Origin of the sequence: Mesorhizobium sp. WSM3859, assembly GCF_002295065.1 — a bacterium.
Classification (GTDB): Bacteria; Pseudomonadota; Alphaproteobacteria; order Rhizobiales; family Rhizobiaceae; genus Mesorhizobium.
The window spans coordinates 195567-219580 of record NZ_NSGG01000010.1; the positions used below are offsets into that span (position 1 = coordinate 195567).

Genomic DNA, 24014 nt, shown 5'->3' on the forward strand with positions numbered 1-24014 from the left:
CGGATTACAGGAGCACAGCGATGAGCGTTTTGGCCGATCGCAATTCAGAAACGCGCGCCATCGTCACCGGCGGCGCGCAGGGTATCGGCTTCGCCGTCGCCGAGGCGCTTGCCGATGAGGGCTGCCGCGCGCTGGCGCTGATCGGCCGTTCGCAGGAGAAGGGCGACAAGGCGGTGGCGGCGCTGAAGAAAAACGGCGTCGATGCCATCTTCATCAGCGCCGATGTCGCCAAGGTCGCCGACTGCAAGCGCGCCGTCGAGACGGCGATCAAGCATTTCGGCACGCTGAACGCTTTGGTCAACGCCGCCGCCACGTCGGCGCGCGGCTCACTGGTCGAGACGTCGGAAGAACTCTTCGACCAGATCTTTGACACCAATGTGCGCGGCCCCTTCTTCCTGATGCAGGGCCTTGTCGCGCATCTGCTGGAGCGCAAGGCGCCCGGCTCGATCGTCAACGTGCTGTCGATGTCGGCCCATGCCGGCCAGTCCTTCCTCACGCCCTATTCGACCAGCAAGGGCGCGCTGATGACGCTGACCAAGAATGTTGCAAGCGCCTACCGAAAGAACCGCATCCGCTGCAACGCCGTGCTGCCGGGATGGATGGACACCGAGGGCGAGGCGATCGTGCAGAAAAAATGGCATGGAGCGTCGGATGACTGGCTGGAGAAGGCCGAGGCCGCGCAGCCGATGGGCCAGCTGGTGAAGCCGGCGCAGCTTGCCCGATTGATCACCTATATGATCAGCCCCCAGGCCGGCGTCATGACGGGATCGCTGGTCGACTACGATCAGAATATAGCCGGTGTGATCGGGGAGTAGTGACAAACGCCCTCGCATCGACTATATGAGCCGCATGATCCACCTGACCGCCTCGTTTTGGTACTTTAGCTACGGTAGCTCGCTGGCGGCGGGAGGATTGCGCTCGATCTGAAAACTCCAGATCAAAATCCGACAAGCCGCCAGACCTGGCGGCTTTTTTGTTTCAGCCGGCAGGTCTCCTAAACCAGGAGCAGAAAGCCGTGTTGACCACCACAGACGACCTTCGGGTCACCGAAATCAGAGCCTTGAGCACGCCGGACGAGGTGATGCGCGAGATACCGCGCTCGCTCACGGCGACGCGCACCGTTGCCGCTTCGCGCAACGCCATCCATTCGATCCTTACCGGGGCCGACGATCGACTGCTTGTCATCGTCGGCCCTTGCTCCATCCACGATCCGGTCGCGGCCGTTGACTATGCCAGCCGTCTGGCGGCGCTGCGCGAGGCCCTGGCCGACCGGCTCGAGATCGTCATGCGCGTCTATTTTGAGAAGCCGCGCACAACGGTCGGCTGGAAGGGGCTGATCAACGATCCCGACCTCGACGGCAGCTTCAACATCGAGAAGGGCTTGCGAATGGCGCGCAATGTGCTCTCGGCCGTCAACAATCTCGGCCTGCCGGCGGCGACCGAGTTCCTCGACATGACCATCCCGCAATATATTGCCGATCTCGTCGCCTGGGGCGCTATCGGCGCGCGCACCACCGAAAGCCAGATCCATCGCGAGCTGGCCTCCGGCCTGTCCTGCCCGGTCGGCTTCAAGAACGGCACCGACGGCAATCTCAGGATCGCCGGCGAGGCGGTGAAGTCGGCCGCGCAGCCGCACCATTTCATGGCGGTGACCAAAGGCGGCCGCAGCGCCATCGCAGCGACCACCGGCAATGAGGATTGCCATGTCATCCTGCGCGGCGGCATTCAGCCGAATTACGATGCCGCCAGCGTCGACGCGGCCGCCGCCGAGCTCGGCCGCATCGGTGTGGCGCCGCGGCTGATGATCGATGTCAGCCACGCCAACAGCGCCAAGAAGCCGGAGAACCAGCCCAAGGTAGCGCATGATGTGGCGGGCCAGGTCGCGGCAGGCGACGAGCGCATCATCGGCGTCATGATCGAGAGCAATCTCGTCGCCGGCCGCCAGGACGTCGTGCCCGGCAAGCCGCTTACCTACGGCCAGAGCATCACCGATGGCTGCATCGACTGGGCGACCACCGAAACCGTGCTGCACGGCCTTGCCGGCGCCGTCGAATGGCGCCGGTCGGCGAAACGCGAGATGCTCGCGACCCGTCAGGGTGCGGCTTGAGCGAAACTGGAGAGGGCGGCGATCACGCCGCCCTCAAGCCTTCCCAGGCCGTGAATATTGAAACGGCAAACAGCAGCAGCCCTGCACCGCGTCCGGCCAGGATGGTCGCGCGTGGATTGTCGACCAGCAGCCCCCGGCTGCGGCCGGCGGTGACGGCGAGCCCGCCATAGATCGCCGCCTGCGTGGCGACCGTCAGCAATCCCATGATCGTCGCCTGCATCCAGATCGGGCCGTAAGCCGGCTTCAGGAATTGCGGATAGACGGCAAGGATGAAGAGATAGGCCTTCGGATTGATCAGGCAGGTGACCAGGCCCTGGCGAAACGCCTTCCAGGCCGAGCGGCTGCCGGCCGGGCCGTCATCGCCGACGGTGATCGAGCTGCGCATCAGCGAAATGCCGATATAGGCCATGTAGGCGGCGCCGGCGATAAGCAGCGGCGTGAACAGGATCGGCACGAAATGCATGAGCAGGCCGACGCCGATCGCCCCATTCAGCGTGTGCACCGCACCGCCGAGCATGATGCCTGCGGTCGCGGCCAGGCCTCGATTGCTGCCGCCGGTCAGCGCATTGGCCAGCACGAACAGCATGTCCATGCCCGGAACGGCGATGATGCCGAACAGAAGCACGAAGAACAGCCAGAGGTTTTCGGTGTAGCTCATGTCAGTTGCCTGTCGCCTCGTCCGCTTGGGTGCAAAGGAATCTGTTGATTTTCAAGCGGGTAGGCGGCCCTATTAGGTCACCCCAACTGACGGGGATGTGTCAGTTGCATTTCGGTCGAGTGGAAAAATGCGCAAGGCCTCGCGCCTGTTCGAGATCATACAGATCCTGCGGCTGGCCAAAAAACCGGTGACGGCGGCGACGATCGCCGAGCGGCTGGAGGTAACGGTGCGCTCGGTCTATCGCGACATTGCCGCCCTGCAGGCGATGCGCGTGCCGATCGAGGGCGGGCGCGGCATTGGCTACATATTGCGCCCCGGCTTCGATCTGCCGCCGCTGATGTTTTCCATCGAGGAGATGGAAGCGATCGTGCTGTCGCTGGCGCTGCTCGAGCGCACCGGCGATGACGAGTTGAAGCAAGCGGCGAAACGCGTCGGCGCCAAGATCGCCGGCGCCGTGCCGCTGCCCTTGCGGCAGACGCTCGACGCTAATGCGCTTCACGCCTGGGGTTTTGCGGCGCCTTCCGCTTCCGCGATCGACCTCGCGCTGGTTCGCCGCGCCATCCGCGACGAGGAGAAGCTCAGCCTCTCCTACCGCGACGAGGCGGGACGGCCGACGGAGCGCATCATCCGTCCGGTTGCGCTGATCTATTATGCCGAGACCGCCAACATCGTCGCCTGGTGCGAATTGCGCCAGGCCATCCGCAATTTCCGCAGCGACCGCGTCGAGGACTGCCGGCCGGCGGGCCTGTGGTTCAAGGGCGAAGGCGACCGGCTGCGCCAGGTCTGGGTCGACGGCTGGGAGACCAATGTCGCGGCGGCAGCCGGCAATTGACGCATTGCCCCACTTTCAGGGCACGATGCCGCGACACGCCCAGGCGACATTGGCGAAGGATCGCGGGCCGTCGGGCCGCCCGGCCTGATAGGCATCGCGCACCGCAGCCTCGACGCGCCCCCGCTCGGCCGCATCCAGCGTGGTCATATATTTGCCGAGCGGCCCTTCGCCGGCGCCGATCGGCGCCCAGAAGTCGTCGAAATTCGCGTAGTCCATGCGGATCATCAGCTCGGTCTCGCTGACATCGGCGAGACCCTGCTCGACAAAGGTCCGCTTCATCTCGCCCGGCTGCATCATCGGCTGGAAGCAATAGCGGCTGCGCATCTGGCGTCCGCTTTCGCTGAGCGCCGCCACGGTGTCGATTATCATGCGCATGCCGGTCATGCCGCCATAATGGTCCCAGACCACCGCCGCGACCACGCCGCCCGGCCGCACCACACGACGCATCTCGGCCACCGCCTTGCCGGCCTCCGGCACGAAATGCAGCACCAGCAGCGCCAGCGCGCGGTCGAATGCACTGTCGGTGAAGGGCAGCGCGGTGGCATCGGCCTGGCTGATGGTAACACGCGGATCGGTGTTTTTCTCCTTCGCCGCCGCGACGAAGACGGGCGAGAAGTCGATGGCCTGGATTTCGGCGAGATCGGTCGATTTCGCCAGCTCGAATGTCAGGCTCCCGGTGCCGCACCCGACGTCGAGGATTGTCTCGCCGGCGGCCAATCCTGCGAACTCGATGAATTTGGGCGCGAGCCTGCGGCTCCAGCGTCCCATCAGCTGCTCGTAACCGGATGCCGCATGGACGGTGAAGGTGGACGTCATCTGAGCCTCCCATTCATGAGCGTAGGCTAAACGACGGCGCAATTGCTGCATAGGCGTCGGGGGCAACCTCGTTGTCAGAGCAAGGATAGCGTGGCGTGCCCGAATTTTATGTGGGCAATCTCACGCTCCCCTGGCTATGGATCGGGCTCAGACCTTCGAGAATAACGCCTGCACGGTCTCGATCGGCAGCAGCATGACTCGCTCACCCAGCGGAGACGCAACGAAGCCGTGCCGTTGATAGAAGCCCATGGCGGCATCGTCGATAGCATGCGCCACCACGGCGCGAACTCCGGCGATGTCCGAGACAGCGAGACACCTGCGCAGCGCGTCGGAAAGCAAGTCGCCCCCCAGCCCAGTTCCCTGGAACGTCTGATCCACCGCAAGGCGGCCGATCAGCAGCAGTGGTACTTGCTCGGGCATGCTGCGTCGGAGCTTCGCGGTTGGAAGCGCGATCCGTTCTTCCATCGCCGTCGAGATCGCATAATAACCGACGACGCGATTTCTCGTGCCCGCCTCACAAACGACATAGGTTCGGGCGGACAGTCCTTCACCAACCAAGGCACGGTTTCGCAGCCAGTCATCAAGAGATGAATGCTTGCCATTGTGAAATTCAGAGACGTCGTGGCTAATGGTCAGCCGTTCGGGAGCGCGGACTCGCGATCCTCGCGGTGGGCCAGCCGACATTAGCGTTCCCAGGCCGGTCTGCGCGTCATACGCGAGCGAAGCTCCTCCGACGGTTTGTTCGGAGCATCAAGCAGGTCAAGAAATCTCTCGTGCGCGTCCGTACCGAGAAAGAAGGCGCGCTGGTCGAGAATGGTCTCTTCGGCTTGCTTGCGGGCACTGTCCAGCATGAACTCCGACAGCTTCTGTCCGCGCAAGCTCGCTGCGCGATTGAGAATAGCCTTCGTTCCCGCCGAAGCACGGATTTGAATTATGTCATCCTTGCGCGCTATGTCGTGATTGCTGTCAGCATGACCGGACTGCGCCATCGAATCCTCCTGTGTTCAGGATAAGACATTTAGTGGCTGTCAATACAATGTCAACACATAGCAAATTTCGACGTGGCGAACTGGGCTTCCTAACCCTTCGCATCCGCCACACTTTCCCGTTCCACCAGCGGGCACTCCAGCTTGGTGATGGGATACCGGCCGCGGCCGGGCGTCGGCGGCGTTTCGAGCTGCTCGATCGCCCATTGGCCCATCGCCAGATGCGGCAGGATCGAGGTGGTCAGCGGCGGGAAGAGATGGCGGGCGATCTCCTCGTCGTCATAGCCGACCACGGAGATGTCCTGCGGGATATGCAGGCCGGCTTCCTTCAGCGCCTCGTAGCAGCCGATCGCTGTGCGGTCGTTCTGGCAGAAGATGGCAGTGGGACGCTCCTTGAGCCCGAGCAGCTTGACCGTGGCGGCGTAGCCGGCGCTGGCCGACCAGTCGCCCTCGACCACCAGCTCGGGATCGAAGGGAATATCGGCGGTGGCCAGAGCGCGGCGATAACCTTTCAGCCGGTCCTGCGCGGCCTGCATCCACGGCTCGCCGGTGATGGTGGCGATACGGCGATGGCCATGCGCGATCAGGTGCCTGGTGGCGCTCTGGCCGCCGGCGATCTCGGAGGGAACCACGGCCGGGAAGGCATAGTCGGCGGTGTAGCAGTTGAGCAGGATGACCGGGATGTCGAGGCTGTAGAGAAAATCCGGCGCGGCGATCTCGCGGGTGAAGATGGTCATGTAGATCAGCGCCGAGATGCCGCGCCGCGTCAGCGCTGAAATCGCGCGCGGCTCCATCACCGCGTCGCCCATGGTCTGCGCCACCAGAAGCACGTTGCCGGCGTTCCACGAGGCCTGCCGCGCCCCCTCGATGGCGACAACCGCCTCGGGGCTGGTGGCGAGCTGGTCGACCGCGAAGCCGATGACGCCGTCCAGGCCTTCGAATGGCGTCACCGGCGGCCTGAGCGCCGAGAAGACCGGCGGCGAATAGCCCAGCGCCCGCGCCGCCTCGATCACCCGGTCGCGTGTCTGCTGCGACAGCCTGATCCCCGGCGAATTGTTGAGCACGAACGACACCGTCGCCTGCGAGCAGCCGGCGGCGCGCGCAATGTCGGTCATGGTGACGCGCCCCTTCGGCTTGGCCGCCGGCTTGCGGCGCCTGGAACTCCCGGGTTGATCACGCAGTTCTGTCGGTTCGCTCATAGTCGTTTCCCAAACGCCGCCGGCTCTAGAGCAAAGGCGGCGGCAACGGCAAGATGGTCGAGCCCGTCGCGTTTATCGAGATTGCGCCGATTAATACATATTAGCAGGCAGGGCATGCAAATCGCCGGCTACGCCGCTTCACGACGAAACCAGTCAGACAAGGTCAGCAATGCTGACAATTCGGCCATTTTCCGCACGGCAGTAAGCCTTGCCGCGCTCGCTCTCCTCACTCTCCGGCGCGTCCTTCGACAAGCGTCTCCTCCGCGTCGAAAGCGCCCTCGCGCTTCATAACTAATAGTCTTTACTAATAGCCGTAAGCGTTCTACTGTCAACTCGCCGTTGACCGACCGGGCCTCCGTTCGGCGCGGCAGGTGCGAGGGACGCTTGCTCGAAACCTGGCTTTATCGCCGGTCTGGGCCTGCATCCACTCTCACGAAAATGTCAGACAAATCGGACTATTTACGAACGCCACATGAGTGTCTAGTGTCTCGACCGCGGCCCGATCGGCACCGTTCTTAAGTCGGCGGACCTTTGCGCCAGACCCTTGAGGAGGAGGGTTGTCCGGACCGCAGCCGAGACATCGGCGACGAGTTCTACAGTCAGGTTCTACAAGGGAGGTTGAACTATGAAATCCATGATCCGTAACGCATCTGTCGCCGCGGCGGCTCTGCTCATCGGACTTGCGGCCACGACGGTTACCCGCGCGGACGACAAGCCGACGCTGGCCTTCGTCGTCAACGGTGCGTCAGACTTCTGGAAGGCGGCGGAAGCCGGCGTCAAGAAGGCGCAGGGCGAGCTGCCCGACTACAATCTCGAGCTCAAATATCCGGAACAGTCCTCGGTCGCCATCCAGCAGCGGCTGATGGACGATTTGGTGACGGCAGGCGTCAAGGGCATCATGGTCTCGGCCGTCGATCCCAAGACCTCGACCGACGGGCTGAACAAGATCGCGTCGCAAACAGCGCTGTTCACCACCGACTCCGATGCCCCGCAGACCAAGCGCGTCGCCTATATCGGCTCGTCCAATGTCGATGCCGGCAAGCAGGCGGCCGAGATCGCCAAGAAGGCGATGCCGGATGGCGGCAAGTGCCTGGGCTTCGTCGGCCTGCTCGGCGCCGACAACGCCAAGGAGCGCATCCAGGGCATGAAGGACGGGCTCGCCGGCAGCAAGATCGAGCTGGTCGACGTGCGCGGCGACGATATCGACCAGGCGCGCGCCAAGAAGAATGTCGAGGACGCGCTGGTCGCCAGCCCCGACATCACCTGCATGGTCGGCTTCTACTCCTACAACACGCCGCGCATCTATGAAGCGCTGCGCGACGCCGGCAAGCTCGGACAGATCACCGTCGTCGGCTTCGACGACGATCCGATCACGCTGGGCGGCGTCAAGGAAGGCACGGTCGCCGCGACCGTGGTGCAGCAGCCGTTCGAGTGGGCCTATCAGGGCATGAAGCTGATGGCTTCCTACCTCAAGGGCGACAAGTCGGGCATTCCGGCCGACGGCTTGATCATCATCCCGACCAAGATCATCGGCAAGGATGACGTCGACACCTACGCCGCCAACCTCAAGGCGATGCAGGGCAAGTAAGCCCGGCACGGTTGCGCCGGCTCAAGGGGTTCCTTGAGCCGGCGTTCGTATTGACGGACCCGCCAAGGCCGGTCAGTCTGTGGCCCACCGGCTGCTATCAGGCGCGATGACCTCTACCGACACCAATCACCCAGACACCGCTCCGTTCCTGAGCCTCGAGGCCGTGCGCAAGACCTATCCGGGCGTTGTCGCCCTGGACAGGTTCTCGATGGAGGTCCGGCCGGGCGAGGTCATCGGCCTTGTCGGCGAAAACGGCGCCGGCAAATCGACGCTGATGAAGATCCTCGGCGGCGTGACGTGGCCGGACAGCGGCACTATCACCGTCGACGGCGTTGCGCATGACGGACTGACCGTCGAGCAGAGCATCGGCTCAGGCATCGCCTTCGTGCATCAGGAATTGAATCTTTTCGAAAACCTCGACGTCGCCGCCAACATCTTCTTCGGCCGCGAGCCGCTGCGCGCCGGGCCGCTGAAGCTGGTCGACCGCGCCAGGCTGCGCGAAATGGTGGCGCCGCTCCTGAAGCGCGTCGGCGCCAATTTCTCGGCCGACGCGCCGGTCGCATCGCTGTCGCTCGCCCAGCAGCAGATGGTCGAGATCGCCAAGGCGCTGTCGATCAGGGCTCGGCTGGTGATCCTCGACGAACCGACCTCCAGCCTGCCGATGGCGGAAACCGAAAAACTGCTCGACGTCATCAAGGGACTGAAGGCGCAAGGCATCAGCGTCATCTTCATCTCGCACCGGCTGCATGAGATCGAGCGCGTTGCCGACCGTGTCGTGGTGCTGCGCGACGGCACGCTGGCCGGCACGCTGGCGAAGGACCGGATCAATCACGACGAGATGGTCAGGCTGATGATCGGCCGCATGCTGAAGGAGCGCGAGAAGGCGGGCGAAGCCACGCGCGCGCCGGGCAGCGTCGCGCTGTCTGCCGACGCGATCCGCACCAGCACCTATCCGGACCGGCCGGTCAGCCTCGAGCTGAGGCGCGCGGAGATCCTCGGTCTCGCCGGCCTAGTCGGCTCCGGCCGCACTGAGCTCGCGCGCGTGCTGTTCGGCATCGACGAGCGGCTCGGTGGCAGCGTCACGCTCGACGGCAAGCCGCTCAATGTCGGCTCGGCCGCCGACGCCGTGGCGAACGGCATCTTCCTGGTGCCGGAGGACCGCAAGCTGACGGGTATACTGCTCGATCTCTCGATCGCGCAGAACATTTCGCTGCCCAACCTGCCGGCTCATGCGAGGCGTTCGCTGGTCTCGGCCGGCGCCGAGCTCGCGACGGCGGAAAAGCAGAAGAAGAACCTCGGCATCAAGGCGCCCTCGGTCTTGACCCGCACCGGCACGCTCTCGGGCGGCAACCAGCAGAAGGTGGTCCTCGCCAAATGGCTGGCGATGAACCCCAAGGTGATGATCCTGGACGAGCCGACGCGTGGCATCGATATCGGCGCCAAGGCCGAAATCTACGGGCTGATGCGGGCGCTGGCCGATGCCGGCGTCGCGGTGCTGATGATCTCCAGCGACATGGAAGAGGTGATCGGCGTCTCGGACCGCATCGCGGTCATGCATGAGGGGCAGATCTCCGGCATCCTCGACAAAGAAGATTTCAGCCAGGAGAACGTGCTCTTGCTGGCGGTCGGCAAGAAGCCGAAACTGCTGCAAGCCGCGGGAGGAGTCGAATGAGCAAGAAAGATCTCGGCCTGCTGATCCTGATCCTGGTGGTCGGCGCGGTGGTGACGGCCATCAATCCGCGCTTCCTGTCGGCGATCAACCTTGCCAACACCTCCAACCTCGTCGCGCTGTTCGGCATCCTGTCGATCGGCCAGGCCTTCGTCATCATCACCGGCGGCATCGAATTGTCGGTTGGCTCGCTGATCGCCCTGCTCGGCACGTTGTTCATCGACTTCATCGCGGTGCGCGAATTGGACTGGCCGCTGGCCTTCGTGGTGATCATCGTGCTCGGCGCAGTCATCGGCTTCGTGCATGGCTGGCTGATCACAAGGCTGAAATTGCAGCCTTTCGTGGTGACGCTGTGCGGCCTCTTGATCTACCGCGGCGTGGCGCGTTTCTACACCGCCGACGGCACGGCGGGCTTCGCCTTCGGGCAGAATTTCCCGACACTCGAATTCCTGACCGCTGGCCGCTCCTACGGCCTGCCGAACTCCTTCATCGCGCTGATCGTCATTGCCATCGTCATGTGGGTGGTGCTGCACCGCTCGGTGTTCGGTCGCTATCTCTACGCGATCGGCAAGAACGAGGAAGCGGCGAAATATTCCGGCATCCGCACCGGCCGGATCATCATCGCGGCCTATGTCATCTGCGGCGTTCTGACGGCGCTGTCGGCGATCTATTTCGCCATGTACACGCGCTCGATCTCGCCGGCGAGCCACGGCCAGTTCTACGAGCTCTATGCCATCGCGGCCGCCGTGCTCGGCGGCTTTTCGCTGCGCGGCGGCGAAGGCTCGCTGGTCGGCGTGATCCTCGGCACGGTGCTGTTGCAGGAGCTGCAGAACCTCGTCAACCTGCTCGGCATCCCCTCATCGCTCAATTTCGCGGTGATGGGCGGCGTGATCCTGATCGGCGTGCTGGTCGACCAGCAATGGGGCGTCTTCCGCGCTCGGCGCCGCATGATCGAGGCGACGCGCCAGAACGTTGCGGGCGCGCCGGCGGAGTAGCTCGCTCCTCCCGCCAACGGCCTGATTGGATCGATGCTCGCGCCTGAGCCGCCGGGCGAGTTCGGATTCGTCGACGAATTGCAACAACCCGTGAACCGGAAAACAGCCCTTGTCGGCGAATCGGGGCTGGGCTAAGCAATTGGTATCTGAGGGTTCCAAGAACAAAAATGGGAGAAACTACCGTGACATCATCACGTTGGATCGCGCTCGCGGCGCTGGCGTTGACCTGCTCGACCCCGGCACTGGCCAAGGACTGGAAGACCGTCTCCGTCGCCATGGAGGGCTCCTACGCCCCCTGGAACCAGACGGACGCCAGCGGCAAGATCGTCGGCTTCGAGGTGGATATCCTCAACGACGTCTGCGCCCGCGCCAAGCTCGAATGCAATATCGTGGCGCAGGATTGGGACGGCGTCATTCCCGGCCTAACCGCCGGCAAATTCGACATCGTCATGGACGGCATGTCGATCACCGAAGAGCGCATGAAGACGATCGACTTCTCGATCCCTTATGCGTCTTCGCCGGTGGCTTTCCTGGCTGACAAGAACGGTCCGCTGGCCAACCTGTCCAACAAAGGCAAGATGATCGACCTGTCGAAGGACGACGCCGAATCCAAGGCGGCGCTCGACACGCTGCGCAAGGAGCTCACCGGCAAGAATGTCGGCCTGCAGGTCTCAACCACCGAAGCGACCTTCGCCGACAAATATCTGAAGGACGTCGCCAACGTCCATGAATACAAGACCACCGACGAGCACGACCTCGACCTGATGGCGGGCCGCATCGACGTGGCCTTCGCCGACACCACCTATTTCCTCGGCACGCTGGCCAAGCCCGACGCCAAGGACCTGGAATTCGTCGGGCCGCAATTCAAGGGTGGTCCGATCCTCGGGCCGGGCATCGGCGCCGCCTTCCGCAAGACCGACAAGGACCTGCAGGACATCTACAACAAGGCGCTCAAGGCCGCGCTCGACGACGGCTCGGTGTCGAAATACAGCCTGCAGTGGTTCAAGATCGACATTACCAAGTGATGTCGCAACGGGAGCAGCCAAGACTGCTCCCGTTTTTGCATTGAGACAAGCAACCGTCGCCGGGAGGGAAGGCGCACGTGGAGTTTCTCAGCGATCTGCAGGCGCAGTTTTCGACGGCCTATGAGCTGCTGGCCGCCGGCTGGGGCGTGCAACTGCTCTGGGGCATTGGCTGGACGCTCGCCGTCACCGTTGTCTCGATGCTGATCGGGGCTGTGCTGGGCTCGCTGGTGGCGTCCGCCAAGCTTTCGCATCGCGGCGGATTGAGGTTCATCGGGGAGAGCTACACCACGGTTTTCCGCGGCGAACCGGAACTTTTGATCATCTATCTTTTCTATTACGGCGGCACGCAGGTGCTGACCGGCGTGGCGCGGTCCACCGGGTCGATCGGCTCGACGGACATCTTGAACATGCCGAGCTTCCTCGGCGGCGTGCTCGCGGTCGGCATCATTTCTGGCGCCTACCAGGCCGAGGTTTTCCGCGGCTCGTTCCTGGCGATCCATCGCGGCGAGCTGGAGGCGGCCCGCGCCTACGGCATGTCGGCCTGGCTGCGGTTTCGCCTCGTGATCGTGCCGCAGGTGCTGCGCCTCGCTGTGCCGGGGCTGGGGAATGTCTGGCAATTGACCATCAAGGATTCGGCGCTGATCTCGGTCACCGGCGTCGCGGAGCTGATGCTCACCGCGAACAAGGCCGCGCGTTCGACGCATCATTCGCTGCTTTTCTACACGGTCGCAGGCATACTCTATCTGGTGATGACCTCGATCTCGACGCCGATCTTCGAGAAGGCCGAGCGTTACACCTCGCGCAGTTTCACGCGGCCGAAGTGAGAGGTGGCGGTGGCTTTCGACTTCTACGTTTCGACCATGTGGAGCGTGCTCAAGGCGCTGCCGCTGACGCTCGAGATCTGGTTCTTCGGCATCGCCTTCGGGCTCGTTATCGCCACCGGCCTGACCTGGCTGCGGGCTTCCGGTTCCAAATTGGGCGAGTATTTCACCCGTGCCTATGTCTTCATCTTCCGCGGCTCGCCGCTTCTGGTGCAGCTCTATTTGATCTATTTCGGCCTCTCCCAGTTCGACTTCGTCCGCCACAGCCCGATCCTGTGGCCGATCCTGCGCGATCCGATGTATTGCACGATCGTCGCCATGGCTTTGAACACGGCGGCCTATGAGAGCGAGATTTTCCGCGGCGCGCTGCGGGCGGTGCCGGTCGGCCAGATCGAAGCGGCCAAGGCGTTCGGCATGTCGGCCTTCACCCGCTTCCGCCTCGTCACGCTGCCCATCGCGCTGCGGCTGGCGCTGCCTGCCTATTCGACCGAAATCATTCTCATGACCAAGGCGACCGCGCTCGCCTCCGTGGTCACGATCATGGAGATGATGGGAACGGCGCAGAAGATCCAGCACGACACGTTCCGGCCGATCGAGGTGCTGACCTGCGCCGGCGTGATCTACCTGCTGCTCAATTTGTCGATCGCCCGGCTGTTCGCCTGGGTCGAATACCGGCTTTCACCGCATCTGCGGCCGCCGCCCGAGCAGAGCCAGCAAATCAGACCCGTACCGGAGGTGTTGTGATGTCGGCAAATGTCGCTGCTGCCGCGAAGGCAGCACCGCCCCCGGGCGACAAGTCGGCCATCAGCGTCAGGGACATGCGCAAATGCTTCGGCGACCATGAGGTGCTCAAGGGCATTTCGCTCGAAGCGCACAAGGGCGATGTGATTTCCATCCTCGGCTCATCGGGCTCCGGCAAGAGCACGATGCTGCGCTGCATCAATCTCCTGGAGACCCCTGACTCCGGCGAAGTGCGGGTCGACGGCGAGCTCATCAAGATGAAGCAAAGCCGCGACGGCCGTCAAATGCCGGCCGATATCCGCCAGGTGGAGCGGATCCGCGCCAACCTCGCCATGGTGTTCCAGAGCTTCAATCTCTGGTCGCACATGACCGTGCTGGAAAACCTCGTCGCGGCGCCGACGCATGTTTTGAAGCGGCCGCGCGCGGAGTGCCTGGAGCAGGCCGAGGCGCTGCTGAAGCGCGTCGGCATATGGGAGCGGCGCAACTACTATCCGCCGCATATGTCGGGCGGCCAGCAGCAGCGCGCCGCGATCGCCCGCGCCCTGGCGATGAACCCCAAGGTGATGCTGTTCGACGAGCCGACATCCGCGCTCGATCCGGAACTGGTCGGCGAGGTGCTGCGGGTCATGCGCTCGCTGGCCGAAGAAGGGCGCACCATGCTGGTCGTCACCCATGAAATGGGCTTCGCCCGCGACGTGTCCAGCAAGGTGATGTTCCTGCACAAGGGCGAGGTGGATTCGGTCGGCGAACCGAAGGAGATGTTCGCCAAACCGCCGACGCCGCAATTCAAGCAGTTCATCGCCAACTTCAACAAGTAGGCGCCTCTCCTTCTCCCCTTGTGGGAGAAGGTGGATCGGCGCGAAGCGCCGAGACGGATGAGGGATGTTCCAGCTTGGCAATGGCGTTCGCCTGGCAGCACCGTTGTGCCCAACCGCGAGCGCTTCGTTCCTTCCAGCACCCCTCATCCGGCCGCTTCGCGGCCACCTTCTCCCACAAGGGGAGAAGGGCAAGGCGCTTAGATCATGTCCGACAGGTCCGAAAACGCCATCGCCTTGCGCAGCACCTCGGCGAAGCGTTCGCCGGCGGCCTCCTTGTCGCCGCTATTGTCGATCGAGGTGACGTCCGGTCCCGTCAGCTTGACGCTGGTGCTGCGCGCCAGGCGGGCAAGCACCTCCCCGCGCGATTCGCGGCCGCGCGCCGCCAGCCGTTCGGCGAGGATCTCCGGCGCCGCGGTGATCTCGACCACGGCCAGATTGGCGTAGCGTTCGCGCAGCGCCGGGATGACCGCGCGGGAGACATTCGCCACAGCAACATGGCCGTTCGCCACCGCCCAGTCTACATCGGCCGGCAGGCCGTAGCGCAGGCCGTGCGCGTCCCAGCACAGGCAGAACGCGCCGTCCGCCTCCGCTTCGGCAAAGGCGGCGTCGGCCAGCGTGTCGTGGTCCTCGCTTGCCGTGTCGCTCGGCCTGGTGATGACGCGGCGCACGAATTCCAGCCGCGTCTCGCCGGCAAAGCGCAGCCTGGCGTAGCCGATCACCGTATCCTTGCCGGCGCCGCTAGGGCCCACCACCGCGACGAAGACGCCGTTGCGGATCGGCAGGCTCTCGGCCAGCTCGCGCTCGATGAGGGCCGAGACCATCATGCGACCCGGCGGCCCTGGCGCCACACGGTGCGCACGACCGGCACATGGTCGTCGACGCGCACGCGCACCAGGTCGGCGCGACGGCCGGGCTCTATGACGCCGCGGTCGGCGAGGCCGACCGCTTCGGCCGGGTTCTTGGAGACCATCGCTACCGCCTGCGGCAGCGTGATGCCTTCGACGACGTCGCCGAGGAAGAAGGCCGACTGGATCAGGCTGAAGGGGATGTAGTCCGACGACAGGATGTCGAGCAGGCCGTCGGCGGCAAGCGTGCGCGCCGAGACATTGCCGGAATGCGAAGCGCCGCGCATGACGTTCGGCGCGCCCATCAGCACGCCGAGACCTGCCGCCTTCGAGGCCTTGGCCGCTTCTTCCGTCGTCGGGAATTCGGCGACGCGCACGCCCTGCTCGATCGCTTCATCGACATGGCCGGCGGTCGCGTCGTCATGGCTGGCCAGCACGATGCCGCGTTCCTGGCACGCGGCCGAGATGAAGACCCGGTTCGGGCCGGAATTGCGGGCCGATTCCGCCATCCGCTTCTCGCAGAATTTCTGGAAGTCGCGGTCGGTCAGCTTCAGCTTGCGCTGATAGTAATAGGCATAGGTCTCGAGGTTGACGAACTGGCGCTGTCCGGGCGCATGGTCCATCAGCGAGGCGAGCTTCACCCGATCGTCGGTTTCGAAATTGGCGAAAGCCTCGAGGCAGTCCGGCGCCGAGACCTCGCAGCGCAGATGGATGAAATGGTCGGCCCTGAGCCGATCCTGGCGCACGCTGTCCTCGATCGCGTCGGCCAATTTGCGCACATCGTCGGATTTCAAGTCGGCGTCCTCGTCCATGCCGACGCGCAAGGCGTCGAGCACGGTGGTGATGCCGGCGGTCGCCACTTGCGCGTCATGGGCAAGCACGGCGGCGATTGGGTTCCAGCGCACTTTCGGGCGCGGCGCGTAGTGGCCCTCGAGATGATCGGTGTGCAGCTCGACGAGGCCCGGGATGATATAGTCGCCGCCCATATCCTCGCCGGCGCCGGCGGCGCCCGGTTCGACGGCGGCGATTAGGCCGTCGCGCAACAGGAGCGAGCCCTTGACGATTTCGTCGGGCAGCACGATGCGGGCATTGGTGAGAACGGTTTCGGCGGTCATCTCGGGCGGTCCTGTCTCAAGCGGTCATTTCAGAGCAATTCCAGGAAAAGTGTTTTGCGGTTTTCCGTCCGGAATTGCGTAAACAAAAAGATAGGGCGGGTCAGCGTTTCCGCTGATCCGCCCTATGCGGTCTTGCGGGCCTGGCCACGGCCAAGCGCATGATGGGAAAGCACCATGAACGGGGCGCCAGGCTCGCTTTCGACGAACAATGTCAGCGCATCCACCGGCACCGGCTGGCGCAGCACGTCGGCGAACAGGCCGTCGATTGCCGCGCGAAGACGCGGGCTTTCCTCGGGCCCGACGCGTCCCGACAGCGTCATGTGGAAGCGGAATGTTTCGAACACATAGGGATAACCCCATTGGCAGAGGTTGCGGAACTCGTCCGGCTTCAGCGCATCGGGGCTGCGGCGCTCGATCTCGGCCTCGGTCAGCGGTGCACGGAAACTGTCGAAGGCGCGCACGACCTCGCCGGCGAAATCGTTGAGCGGCGCGAACTGCGTTTCCGGCACCAGCGCGAAGAAGCCGTCGATCTGCCCGACGATAAGGCGTGGGATGACGACGGGCGGCGTCGCCTCGGCGAAACTGTCGAGCGCGGCGCGCAGCGAGGCTTCCGTCTCGCTCGGCGCCAGCCGGAACGGCGCCTTCAACGTTGCATGGAACCCGTAGCGCCGGGCGGACGCGGTATGGAAGGCAACCTCCGCGGCCGACAGATCGCCGACGGCCTCGACCGGCCGCGTCGCCGCGCCGAACGGGTCGCGGCCCAGCCAGTTCGCCGCAATGCGCGCCAGCTTCTCGTCCTGCCCCGGTGTGTAGTAGATGGCGTAGCGCATGGGCGTTCCTCGTCAAGCGCGCTGCACGCTCCGAGGGATCATGCGACGCGCTTCAAGTCATTATCCTGGCAAGTCGGTCCCAAAAACGCCAAGGCGTTTGCGGCGACATGCACCGGAACCGCTGCCATAGGTGATTTCCATGACGGATTGACGAAGCTTTCATGGGTTTTCGAAGGCAAGTCCAGTCGCGAGGTGGTTAGCCGACGATTTTTCCCGGCTGGACCAGCGGCTTTGCCGAGCTGCTTAGGGTGTGTGTTGAGATTCAGGTCATGCCGAGTCGGAGTCGAAGACGGGCGCGAAGCGACCAAACTGGGCGGCTTCCGAGAACCGGAGCGGAGCGTACTTGAAGTACGTGAGCACCGGAAGCGCAAGAAACCGCCATTTGCAGGCCGGGATCACCTGAATATCAACATACCTCAATCAGGCCTTCATCAGCCATTCGTGCTCGGCCGCGTTGTGGAATTTCCACGTCCGCTTCGGTCCGGCCATGACATTGAGGTAATAGAGGTCGTAGCCGTGGCAGGCCGCGCAGGGGTGATAGCCCTTCGGCACCAGCACGACATCGCCGTCCTCGATCGCCATCGCTTCGTCCAGCTCGCGCACGCCGTTGCGGTCGGCGTCGGTGTAGACGCGCTGGAAGGCAAAACCCTGGGGCGGGTTGAGGCGGTGGTAATAGGTTTCCTCGAGATAGGATTCCACGGGGAGATTGTCCCGGTCGTGTTTGTGCGGCGGATAGCTGGACGTATGGCCGCCGGGCGTGATCACCTCGACCACCAGCAGCGAATCCGCCGGCTTGCCCTCGGGCAGGATGTTGGTGACATAGCGCGTGTTGGTGCCCTTGCCGCGCACCTCCTGGCCGAGATCGTCAGGCCCGATGACGCGCACCGGCAGGCCGCCGTTTAGACCCGGCGCAGAGCAGACGGCGAGCTCCAGCTCAGTGTCGGCGGTCACCGACCATTCGGTGCCTTGCGGCACGTAGACCGACCACGGCTTGCCATCGAACGGCGACATGCGCTCGCCGAGCAGCCCGAGATCCTTGCCGCCGGCCGAGGCCTTGCCTTTGCCCGTGACGAAGACTAGGCAAACCTCGCGATCGCCCGTCTTGCCGGACGCCGTCTCACCCGCTTCCAGCCGATGCAGGTCGAAACCGACATAGGTCCAGCCGGCGCTTTGCGGCGTGACGTGCGCGACATGGCCGTGGCCCTTGTCGGCCCTGACGATGAGTTTCGACATGCGGGGCTCCTTTGGATCATTCCTTCGGCTCGGCTGGAGGCTTCGCTTCCTCGGCCGGCTTGTAGAGATAGAAAAACTGCCACACCGCATAACCGGCGAAGCCGAGCGCGATGACGCCCCAGAACGGCGTGCCGGAGGCGAACTCGATCACCGACCAGATGAGGCAAACCGCCACGACGGCGATGCGGCGCCACAGTGGCCGGAAGAAGGGATGTTCATAGTCTTTCATCGCGCCAATCCAGGATTTGCCCAAAGCGCAACGGATAAACCGGGCGCCCTGTCTAATCCACCGTTCATGTCTAATCCACCGTTCAGGCCGGAAAACCTTGCGTCTCCACCGTGTAGCCGGCGGCCGTCATCACCCGCATCAGCTCCTTGTGGCCGACTTGGGCCATTTTCAGCGGCGGGTTCTTCTTCGGATCCTGCTCGGCTTCCACGACGAACCAGCCCTCATAGCCATGATCGGCGAAACGCTGGACGATGGCGCCGAAATCGAGCGAGCCGTCGCCCGGCACGGTGAAGGCACCGAGCGCCACAGCATCGAGGAAGGACTGTTTCGAACGGTCGAGCCCGTCGATCACGCCCATGCGCACGTCCTTCACATGGACGTGGTTGATGCGCTTGTGGTGGTTGTCGATGGCGCGCAGCACGTCGCCGCCGGCAAAGGCGAGATGGCCGGCATCGAGCAGCAGCGGAATGCCTTCGCCGGAATGGCGCATGAAGGCGTCGAGCTCCGGCTCGGTCTCGACCACCGCCGCCATGTGATGATGGTAGGACAGCGGCATGCCCTGCTCGGCGCACCACTCGCCAAATTCGGTGACGCGCCGGCCATAGGCCTTCATCTCGTCGCCGGTGAGTTTCGGCTTGGTGGCTAGAGGCTTGGAGCGGTCGCCCTGGATCGAACGGCCAACCTCGCCATAGACGATGCAGGGGGCGTTGACCGCCTTGAACAGGTCGATCATCGGCTGGATGCGATCCTTGTTCCTGGCCAGGTCCTCATTGACCAGCGTTCCGGAGAACCAGCCGCCGCAAAGCGTGACATCCGCCTCTTTGAGGATCGGCAGCATCACCTTGGGATCGTCGGGAAAGCGGCGGCCCTTTTCCATGCCGGTGAAGCCGGCCGAGCGCGACTGGCGCAGACACTCCTCCAGCGACACGTCATCGCTCAGTTCCACGAGATCGTCGTTCCACCACGCGATGGGGGACATGCCCAGTTTGGCTTTCAAGTCTTCACTCCAATGTCAGTTCGTTTCTACCCTCCCCTTTTGTGGGGAGGGTCGCTGCAAAGCAGCGGGGAGGGGGCAGTGCCGCCCCCCACCCGGACCTTCGGTCCGACCTCCCCACAAGGGGGAGGTAGGGAGTTGGCAGCGCCGGCTTCAATTACCGATGCTTTGCATCTGCTTTTTGTCCTCATACGCCTTGCGCGCGGCGTTGACTTGCGGCCGCGACGAGACTTCCGGCACGGCGACATCCCACCAATGGCCGCCGGCTTCGGTCGATACAAGCGGATCGGTATCGATGACCAGCACCGTCGTCTTGTCGTTCTTCTTCGCCTTGGCCAGCGCCGACTCCAGCTCGGCGATCGAGGCCACCTTCTCGGCCACGGCGCCGAGGCTCGCCGCATGCGCGGCAAAATCGACGTCGGGCAGCACCTCGTGGCGCGCGTCCTTGAGCAGATTGTTGAAGTTGGCGCCTCCGGTCGCCATCTGCAGCCGGTTGATGCAGCCATAGCCACGATTGTCGAGCAGCACGATGGTGAGCTTCAGCCCCAGCATCACCGATGTGGCGATCTCGGAATTGAGCATCAGATAGGAGCCGTCGCCGACCATGACGACGACCTCCTGGTCGGGCTTCGCCATCTTGACGCCGAGCCCACCGGCGATCTCGTAGCCCATGGTCGAGAAGCCGTATTCGGCATGGTAGGAGCCCGGCGCGCCAGCCTGCCAGAGCTTGTGCAATTCGCCCGGCAGCCCGCCGGCGGCATGCAAAAGGGTGATGCCCGAGCCCATGGCGCGCTGCACGGCGCCGATCACCTGCGCGTCCGACGGATAGGCGGCGTTGGTCGAGGCGGTCACCTTGGCGGCGGCGGCCTGCCACTCCGTCTTGCCCTTCAGCGCATTGTCGGTCCAGGCGGCGGGCGCCTTCCAGCCCTTCAGCGCGGCGCTGAGGTCTGCCAGGCCCTCGGCCGCGTCGGCGACCAGCGGCAGCGCCCAATGCTTGCCGGCATCGAAACCTTGCGTGTTCAGCCCGACAATGGTGCGGCCGGCATTCTTGAACAGCGCCCAGGAGCCGGTGGTAAAATCCTGCAGCCTGGTGCCGACGGCGAGCACGACATCGGCTTCCTCGGCCAGCCGGTTGGCGGCCGATGTGCCGGTCACGCCGACAGCCGCCATGTTGAGCGGATGGTCGTCGGGCAGCGAGGATTTGCCGCCCTGCGTCTCGCAGACCGGAATGCCGGCGCCCTGCACCAGCTTTGCGAGCTCGTCCGAGGCCTGCGAGTAGAGGACGCCGCCGCCGGCGATCACCAGCGGCTTCTTCGCCCCCTTCAGCGCCGCGACGGTGGCGGCCAGCTCGTTGCGGTCCGGGCGCAGCCGACGCGGCGTCCAGACCCGCTCGGCAAACAGGCTTTCGGGATAGTCATAGGCCTCGGCCTGCACGTCCTGGCAGAGCGAGAGCGTCACTGGGCCGCATTCGGCCGGATCGGTCAGCACCTGCATGGCGCGACTGAGCGCGGGGATGATCTGCTCCGGCCGCGTGATGCGGTCGAAATAGCGAGATACCGGGCGGAAGCAGTCGTTGACGCTCGCCGTGCCGTCGGAGAAATCCTCCGCCTGCTGCAGCACCGGATCGGGCAGGCGGTTGGCGAAGACATCGCCTGGCAAGAACAGGACCGGCAACCGGTTCACATGCGCGAGCGCCGCCGCCGTCACCATGTTCAGAGCGCCGGGGCCGATCGAGGAGGTCGCGGCCATGAAGCGGCGGCGGAAATTGGCCTTGCCATAGGCAATCGCCGCATGCGCCATCGCCTGTTCGTTATGGGCGCGGAAAGTCGGCAGCTCTTCGCGCACCTGGTAGAGCGCCTCGCCGATACCGGCGACATTGCCATGGCCGAAGATCGCCCAGACGCCGCCGAAGATCGGCACCGTCTTGCCGTCGATCACGGTCATCTGCCGGCTGAGAAAGCGGGTCAGCGCCTGCGCCATCGTCAGGCGAACGGTCTTGCTCATTTGTCGTTTCCTCCGGCTTTTGTTGACGCCGTTTTCTTATGCTGCCCGTGTTCTTATGCTGCTTTACGGCCGCGCGCGGCAAGCCACGCTTCGGTCAACTGTTCGAAACGGGACGCCATGTCGGCGACAGCCTCGTCATCCGACATCCGGCCTGCCAGCCATTGTTCGGCGGCGTTGATGAAGATGGTGCGGCCGACGGCAAATCCTTTCACGATCGGCGCATTCGCCGTGGCGGCGAAAGCCGCGACCAGTTCGTCCTGCGGCGCCTCCAGCCCGAGCAGCACGACGCCGCGGCACCACGGATCATTCCTGACGATCACCTGCTCGATCTTCGCCCACGCGCCTGCCGAAGCCTGCGGTTCGAGCTTCCACCAGTCCGGCTTGATGCCCAGCGCATAGAGTTCATCCAGCGCGCGCGGAATGGTGGTGTCGTCGAGCTTGCCATGCTTGCCGGCGATGATCTCGACCAGCAGTTCCCGTCCGACTTTCCGGGCCGCCTCGAACAGCGCGCGCAGCTTCTGCTGCTGCTCGACTTTCAGCTCTTCCGGATCGTCCGGGTGGTAGAAGCACAGGCACTTGATGCAATGGTCGACCGGCCATTCGGTGAGCTGCGAGCCGATATCCTGCGAGAATTCGAAGCGCAGCGGCCGCGATCCAGGCAATTCGACCGGGCGGCCGAGCCAGGCAAAGGGATGACGGGCGAATTCGAACATGGCGTCGCGGCCGTATTTCTCATCGATCAGCATGCCGTAGCCGTCGCGGCCGGCCGCGACCTTGGCAGCCGCCTTCACGGTCAGCACCTTGAAGTCCGAAATACGCGCAACGTCGGCGCCGACCCTGGCCGCGACGTCCTCAAGCTGCACGCGGTGGTCGCAGGCCAGCGCCATCAGCGAGGGAATGTCGCGCCTTCGCGTCGTCGCCCAATGGATGTGGTTGATCGCCGCGTCCTTGCGCAGCGCCAGGTGCTTGCTGCCGTGCTTCAGGAAGAACTGCAGCTCCTCGAAGGTCGGATATTCCGGCGCGCAGAGCAGGCGCGACACGGCAAAGGCGCCGCAGGCATTGGCCCAGGTGGCGGCGGTGGCAAAGCTTTCACCGCCGAGCCAGCCGCGCAGGAAGCCCGACATGAAGGCGTCGCCGGCGCCGAGCACATTGTAGATCTCGATCGGGAAACCCTTGCCGACAATGCCGTCCTCGAGGTCGTCGCTGATCGGCCCGTCATAGACGATGCAGCCCTTGGCGCCGCGCTTCAGCACGATGGTGGCCGACGACAGCGCGCGGATCGTCTTCAGCGCGCTCAGGCAATCGTCGGCGCCCGAGGCGATCATGATCTCTTCCTCAGTGCCGACGATCAGGTCACAATCCGGCAGCACCGTCTTCAGCTGCGCTGAGACGCGGTCGGATTTGACATAGCGCTCGAAACCCTCGGCATGGCCGGCAAGGCCCCAGAGGTTCGGGCGGTAGTCGATGTCGAAGACAACCTTGCCACCCCGGGCCTTCATCAGGCGGATTGCCTTGCGCTGCGCGGCATCCGAGTTGGGCCGCGAGAAATGCGTGCCGGTGACGACCACCGAGCGCGCCGAGGCGACGAAAGCCTCGTCAATATCCTCTTCCGCGAGCGCCATGTCGGCGCAGTCGGAGCGGTAGAAAATCATCGGCGAGACGCCTTCGCTCTCGACCGAAAGCAGCACCAGCGCCGTCAGCCGTTCCTTGTCTGTCTTCAAGCCGTCGACCGAGACGCCCTCGCGCCGAAGCTGCTCGCGGATGAAGCGGCCCATCTGCTCGTCGCCGACGCGCGTCAGCAGCGCCGAGCGCAGGCCGAGCCTTGCCGTGCCGACGGAAATGTTGGCCGGGCAGCCGCCGACCGACTTGGCGAAGGAGGTGATGTCCTCCAGCCGCGAGCCGATCTGCTGGCCATAGAGATCGACCGAGGCGCGACCGATGGTGATGACGTCGAGCGGCGGGTATTTCCCTTCCACGGCTTCGCCCATTCGAACCTCCCATCGGCCTTGTTGTGCAGAGCGGCGTTGTTTTGGACAGCACGCGCAAGCGACGGCGTGGTGCCGTCAATATGAAATATTAATTCCAATCTGTAGTCAATATGGAATGAGCGTTCCTTTGCGGGAAAGTGCCAATGAAATGCCGAAAAACACCTCCCGACGGATGGGTACACTATGCCGTGGTGGACAATCAGCTGCGCGCCACAAGGGTATATGATTTCATCAGATCGAGTATCGTCTCGGCCTGCGCGGAGAGCTCGTCCGGCACATCGAGCTGGATGAAGAGAATGTCCGTTCCCTGCTCAATTCCGAACAAGCCGGCAAGCGGTCGGGGACCGTCGAACCGGCATGATACCCATCGCGGCGGTGATGCGTCTGTGTCAGTTTCCTTGAGGTCGTCTTCGAGAACCTTGCGCAAACCCTCATCAAGGGTTTCGCCGGCCATATACCCTAGTTGATCGATCAACGGGTTCCAATTCGCCAGCCAGACCCAACCCCGGACGAAGGCCATC

At 64.2% G+C, this 24014-nt stretch carries 24 protein-coding genes; 10 read left to right on the forward strand and 14 right to left on the reverse strand.

Annotated features, from left to right (window positions below):
- Window positions 1-20: 20 nt before the first annotated feature.
- Together CK230_RS21535 and CK230_RS21540 are read left to right on the forward strand one after the other, a co-directional pair.
- Window positions 21-815, forward strand: a complete 795-nt coding sequence (locus tag CK230_RS21535) for an SDR family oxidoreductase (protein ID WP_095819141.1) — start codon at window positions 21-23, stop codon at window positions 813-815.
- 200 nt (window positions 816-1015) lie between these two features.
- Window positions 1016-2107 carry a 3-deoxy-7-phosphoheptulonate synthase gene (locus tag CK230_RS21540; RefSeq protein ID WP_095819142.1) on the forward strand — a complete coding sequence of 364 codons (1092 nt, stop codon included), beginning with the start codon at window positions 1016-1018 and terminating at the stop codon, window positions 2105-2107.
- Between the two features lie 22 nt (window positions 2108-2129).
- Here CK230_RS21540 and CK230_RS21545 read toward each other — a convergent pair whose 3' ends face one another.
- Window positions 2130-2765 carry a LysE family translocator gene (locus CK230_RS21545; protein WP_095819143.1) on the reverse strand — a complete coding sequence of 212 codons (636 nt, stop codon included), beginning with the start codon at window positions 2763-2765 and terminating at the stop codon, window positions 2130-2132.
- A 127-nt stretch (window positions 2766-2892) separates the two neighbouring features.
- Between CK230_RS21545 and CK230_RS21550 the strand changes: the two genes are divergently transcribed.
- The gene (locus CK230_RS21550; protein WP_095819144.1) at window positions 2893-3597 is read left to right on the forward strand and encodes a YafY family protein; all 705 of its coding nucleotides are present in this window, start codon (window positions 2893-2895) and stop codon (window positions 3595-3597) included.
- A 15-nt stretch (window positions 3598-3612) separates the two neighbouring features.
- Here the strand turns inward: CK230_RS21550 and CK230_RS21555 are convergent, their stop codons facing one another.
- The 4 genes from CK230_RS21555 to CK230_RS21570 all read right to left on the reverse strand — a co-directional run bounded on the left by CK230_RS21555 (window position 3613) and on the right by CK230_RS21570 (window position 6598).
- On the reverse strand, window positions 3613-4413 hold the full coding sequence (locus tag CK230_RS21555) for a class I SAM-dependent methyltransferase (protein WP_095819145.1): 801 nt from the start codon (window positions 4411-4413) through the stop codon (window positions 3613-3615).
- Between the two features lie 147 nt (window positions 4414-4560).
- Window positions 4561-5097, reverse strand: coding sequence for a GNAT family N-acetyltransferase (locus tag CK230_RS21560; RefSeq protein WP_095819146.1), 537 nt, complete (start codon window positions 5095-5097; stop codon window positions 4561-4563).
- Window positions 5097-5402, reverse strand: coding sequence for a DUF1778 domain-containing protein (locus CK230_RS21565; protein WP_095819147.1), 306 nt, complete (start codon window positions 5400-5402; stop codon window positions 5097-5099). Before CK230_RS21565 ends, CK230_RS21560 begins: the two co-directional genes overlap by 1 nt.
- An 89-nt stretch (window positions 5403-5491) precedes the next feature.
- A complete protein-coding gene (locus CK230_RS21570) occupies window positions 5492-6598 on the reverse strand; it encodes a LacI family DNA-binding transcriptional regulator (RefSeq protein ID WP_176480167.1) in 1107 nt (368 codons plus the stop codon).
- 625 nt (window positions 6599-7223) lie between these two features.
- Here CK230_RS21570 and CK230_RS21575 point away from each other — a divergent pair.
- From CK230_RS21575 to CK230_RS21605, 7 genes are all read left to right on the forward strand, one after another.
- Entirely contained in the window at window positions 7224-8186 is a 963-nt protein-coding gene (locus tag CK230_RS21575; RefSeq protein WP_095819148.1) for a sugar-binding protein, read from the forward strand.
- 106 nt (window positions 8187-8292) lie between these two features.
- On the forward strand, window positions 8293-9858 hold the full coding sequence (locus tag CK230_RS21580; RefSeq protein ID WP_095819191.1) for a sugar ABC transporter ATP-binding protein: 1566 nt from the start codon (window positions 8293-8295) through the stop codon (window positions 9856-9858).
- Window positions 9855-10850 carry an ABC transporter permease gene (locus CK230_RS21585; RefSeq protein ID WP_095819149.1) on the forward strand — a complete coding sequence of 332 codons (996 nt, stop codon included), beginning with the start codon at window positions 9855-9857 and terminating at the stop codon, window positions 10848-10850. The genes CK230_RS21580 and CK230_RS21585 overlap by 4 nt, the downstream gene beginning before the upstream one ends.
- Window positions 10851-11032: 182 nt before the next feature.
- Window positions 11033-11875 (forward strand): transporter substrate-binding domain-containing protein, encoded by an 843-nt coding sequence (locus tag CK230_RS21590; protein ID WP_210201488.1) that lies wholly within the window; start codon window positions 11033-11035, stop codon window positions 11873-11875.
- A gap of 77 nt (window positions 11876-11952) precedes the next feature.
- Window positions 11953-12699 (forward strand): ABC transporter permease subunit, encoded by a 747-nt coding sequence (locus CK230_RS21595; RefSeq protein ID WP_245430002.1) that lies wholly within the window; start codon window positions 11953-11955, stop codon window positions 12697-12699.
- A gap of 9 nt (window positions 12700-12708) precedes the next feature.
- Complete coding sequence (locus CK230_RS21600; protein WP_245430003.1) at window positions 12709-13440, forward strand: ABC transporter permease; 732 nt, start codon at window positions 12709-12711, stop codon at window positions 13438-13440.
- Entirely contained in the window at window positions 13440-14255 is an 816-nt protein-coding gene (locus CK230_RS21605) for an ATP-binding cassette domain-containing protein (protein ID WP_095819151.1), read from the forward strand. The genes CK230_RS21600 and CK230_RS21605 overlap by 1 nt, the downstream gene beginning before the upstream one ends.
- 197 nt (window positions 14256-14452) lie before the next feature.
- Here the strand turns inward: CK230_RS21605 and phnN are convergent, their stop codons facing one another.
- From phnN to CK230_RS21650, 9 genes are all read right to left on the reverse strand, one after another.
- Window positions 14453-15079 carry a phosphonate metabolism protein/1,5-bisphosphokinase (PRPP-forming) PhnN gene (phnN, locus tag CK230_RS21610; protein ID WP_176480168.1) on the reverse strand — a complete coding sequence of 209 codons (627 nt, stop codon included), beginning with the start codon at window positions 15077-15079 and terminating at the stop codon, window positions 14453-14455.
- Window positions 15076-16215: an alpha-D-ribose 1-methylphosphonate 5-triphosphate diphosphatase gene (locus CK230_RS21615; RefSeq protein ID WP_095819152.1), complete on the reverse strand. Its 1140-nt coding sequence runs from the start codon at window positions 16213-16215 to the stop codon at window positions 15076-15078. Before CK230_RS21615 ends, phnN begins: the two co-directional genes overlap by 4 nt.
- A gap of 122 nt (window positions 16216-16337) precedes the next feature.
- Window positions 16338-17045: a DUF1045 domain-containing protein gene (locus CK230_RS21620; RefSeq protein WP_095819153.1), complete on the reverse strand. Its 708-nt coding sequence runs from the start codon at window positions 17043-17045 to the stop codon at window positions 16338-16340.
- A gap of 420 nt (window positions 17046-17465) precedes the next feature.
- Window positions 17466-18278, reverse strand: coding sequence for a 5-deoxy-glucuronate isomerase (gene iolB, locus CK230_RS21625; RefSeq protein WP_095819154.1), 813 nt, complete (start codon window positions 18276-18278; stop codon window positions 17466-17468).
- Window positions 18279-18294: 16 nt separating this feature from the next.
- Window positions 18295-18507, reverse strand: a complete 213-nt coding sequence (locus tag CK230_RS21630) for a hypothetical protein (RefSeq protein ID WP_059186834.1) — start codon at window positions 18505-18507, stop codon at window positions 18295-18297.
- 82 nt (window positions 18508-18589) lie between these two features.
- Window positions 18590-19504, reverse strand: a complete 915-nt coding sequence (gene iolE / locus CK230_RS21635; protein ID WP_095819155.1) for a myo-inosose-2 dehydratase — start codon at window positions 19502-19504, stop codon at window positions 18590-18592.
- Window positions 19505-19654: 150 nt separating this feature from the next.
- Complete coding sequence (gene iolD, locus CK230_RS21640) at window positions 19655-21505, reverse strand: 3D-(3,5/4)-trihydroxycyclohexane-1,2-dione acylhydrolase (decyclizing) (protein WP_095819156.1); 1851 nt, start codon at window positions 21503-21505, stop codon at window positions 19655-19657.
- 53 nt (window positions 21506-21558) lie between these two features.
- Complete coding sequence (gene iolC / locus CK230_RS21645; RefSeq protein ID WP_095819157.1) at window positions 21559-23493, reverse strand: 5-dehydro-2-deoxygluconokinase; 1935 nt, start codon at window positions 23491-23493, stop codon at window positions 21559-21561.
- A 199-nt stretch (window positions 23494-23692) separates the two neighbouring features.
- A complete protein-coding gene (locus tag CK230_RS21650; RefSeq protein WP_095819158.1) occupies window positions 23693-24013 on the reverse strand; it encodes a hypothetical protein in 321 nt (106 codons plus the stop codon).
- Window position 24014 lies beyond the last annotated feature (1 nt).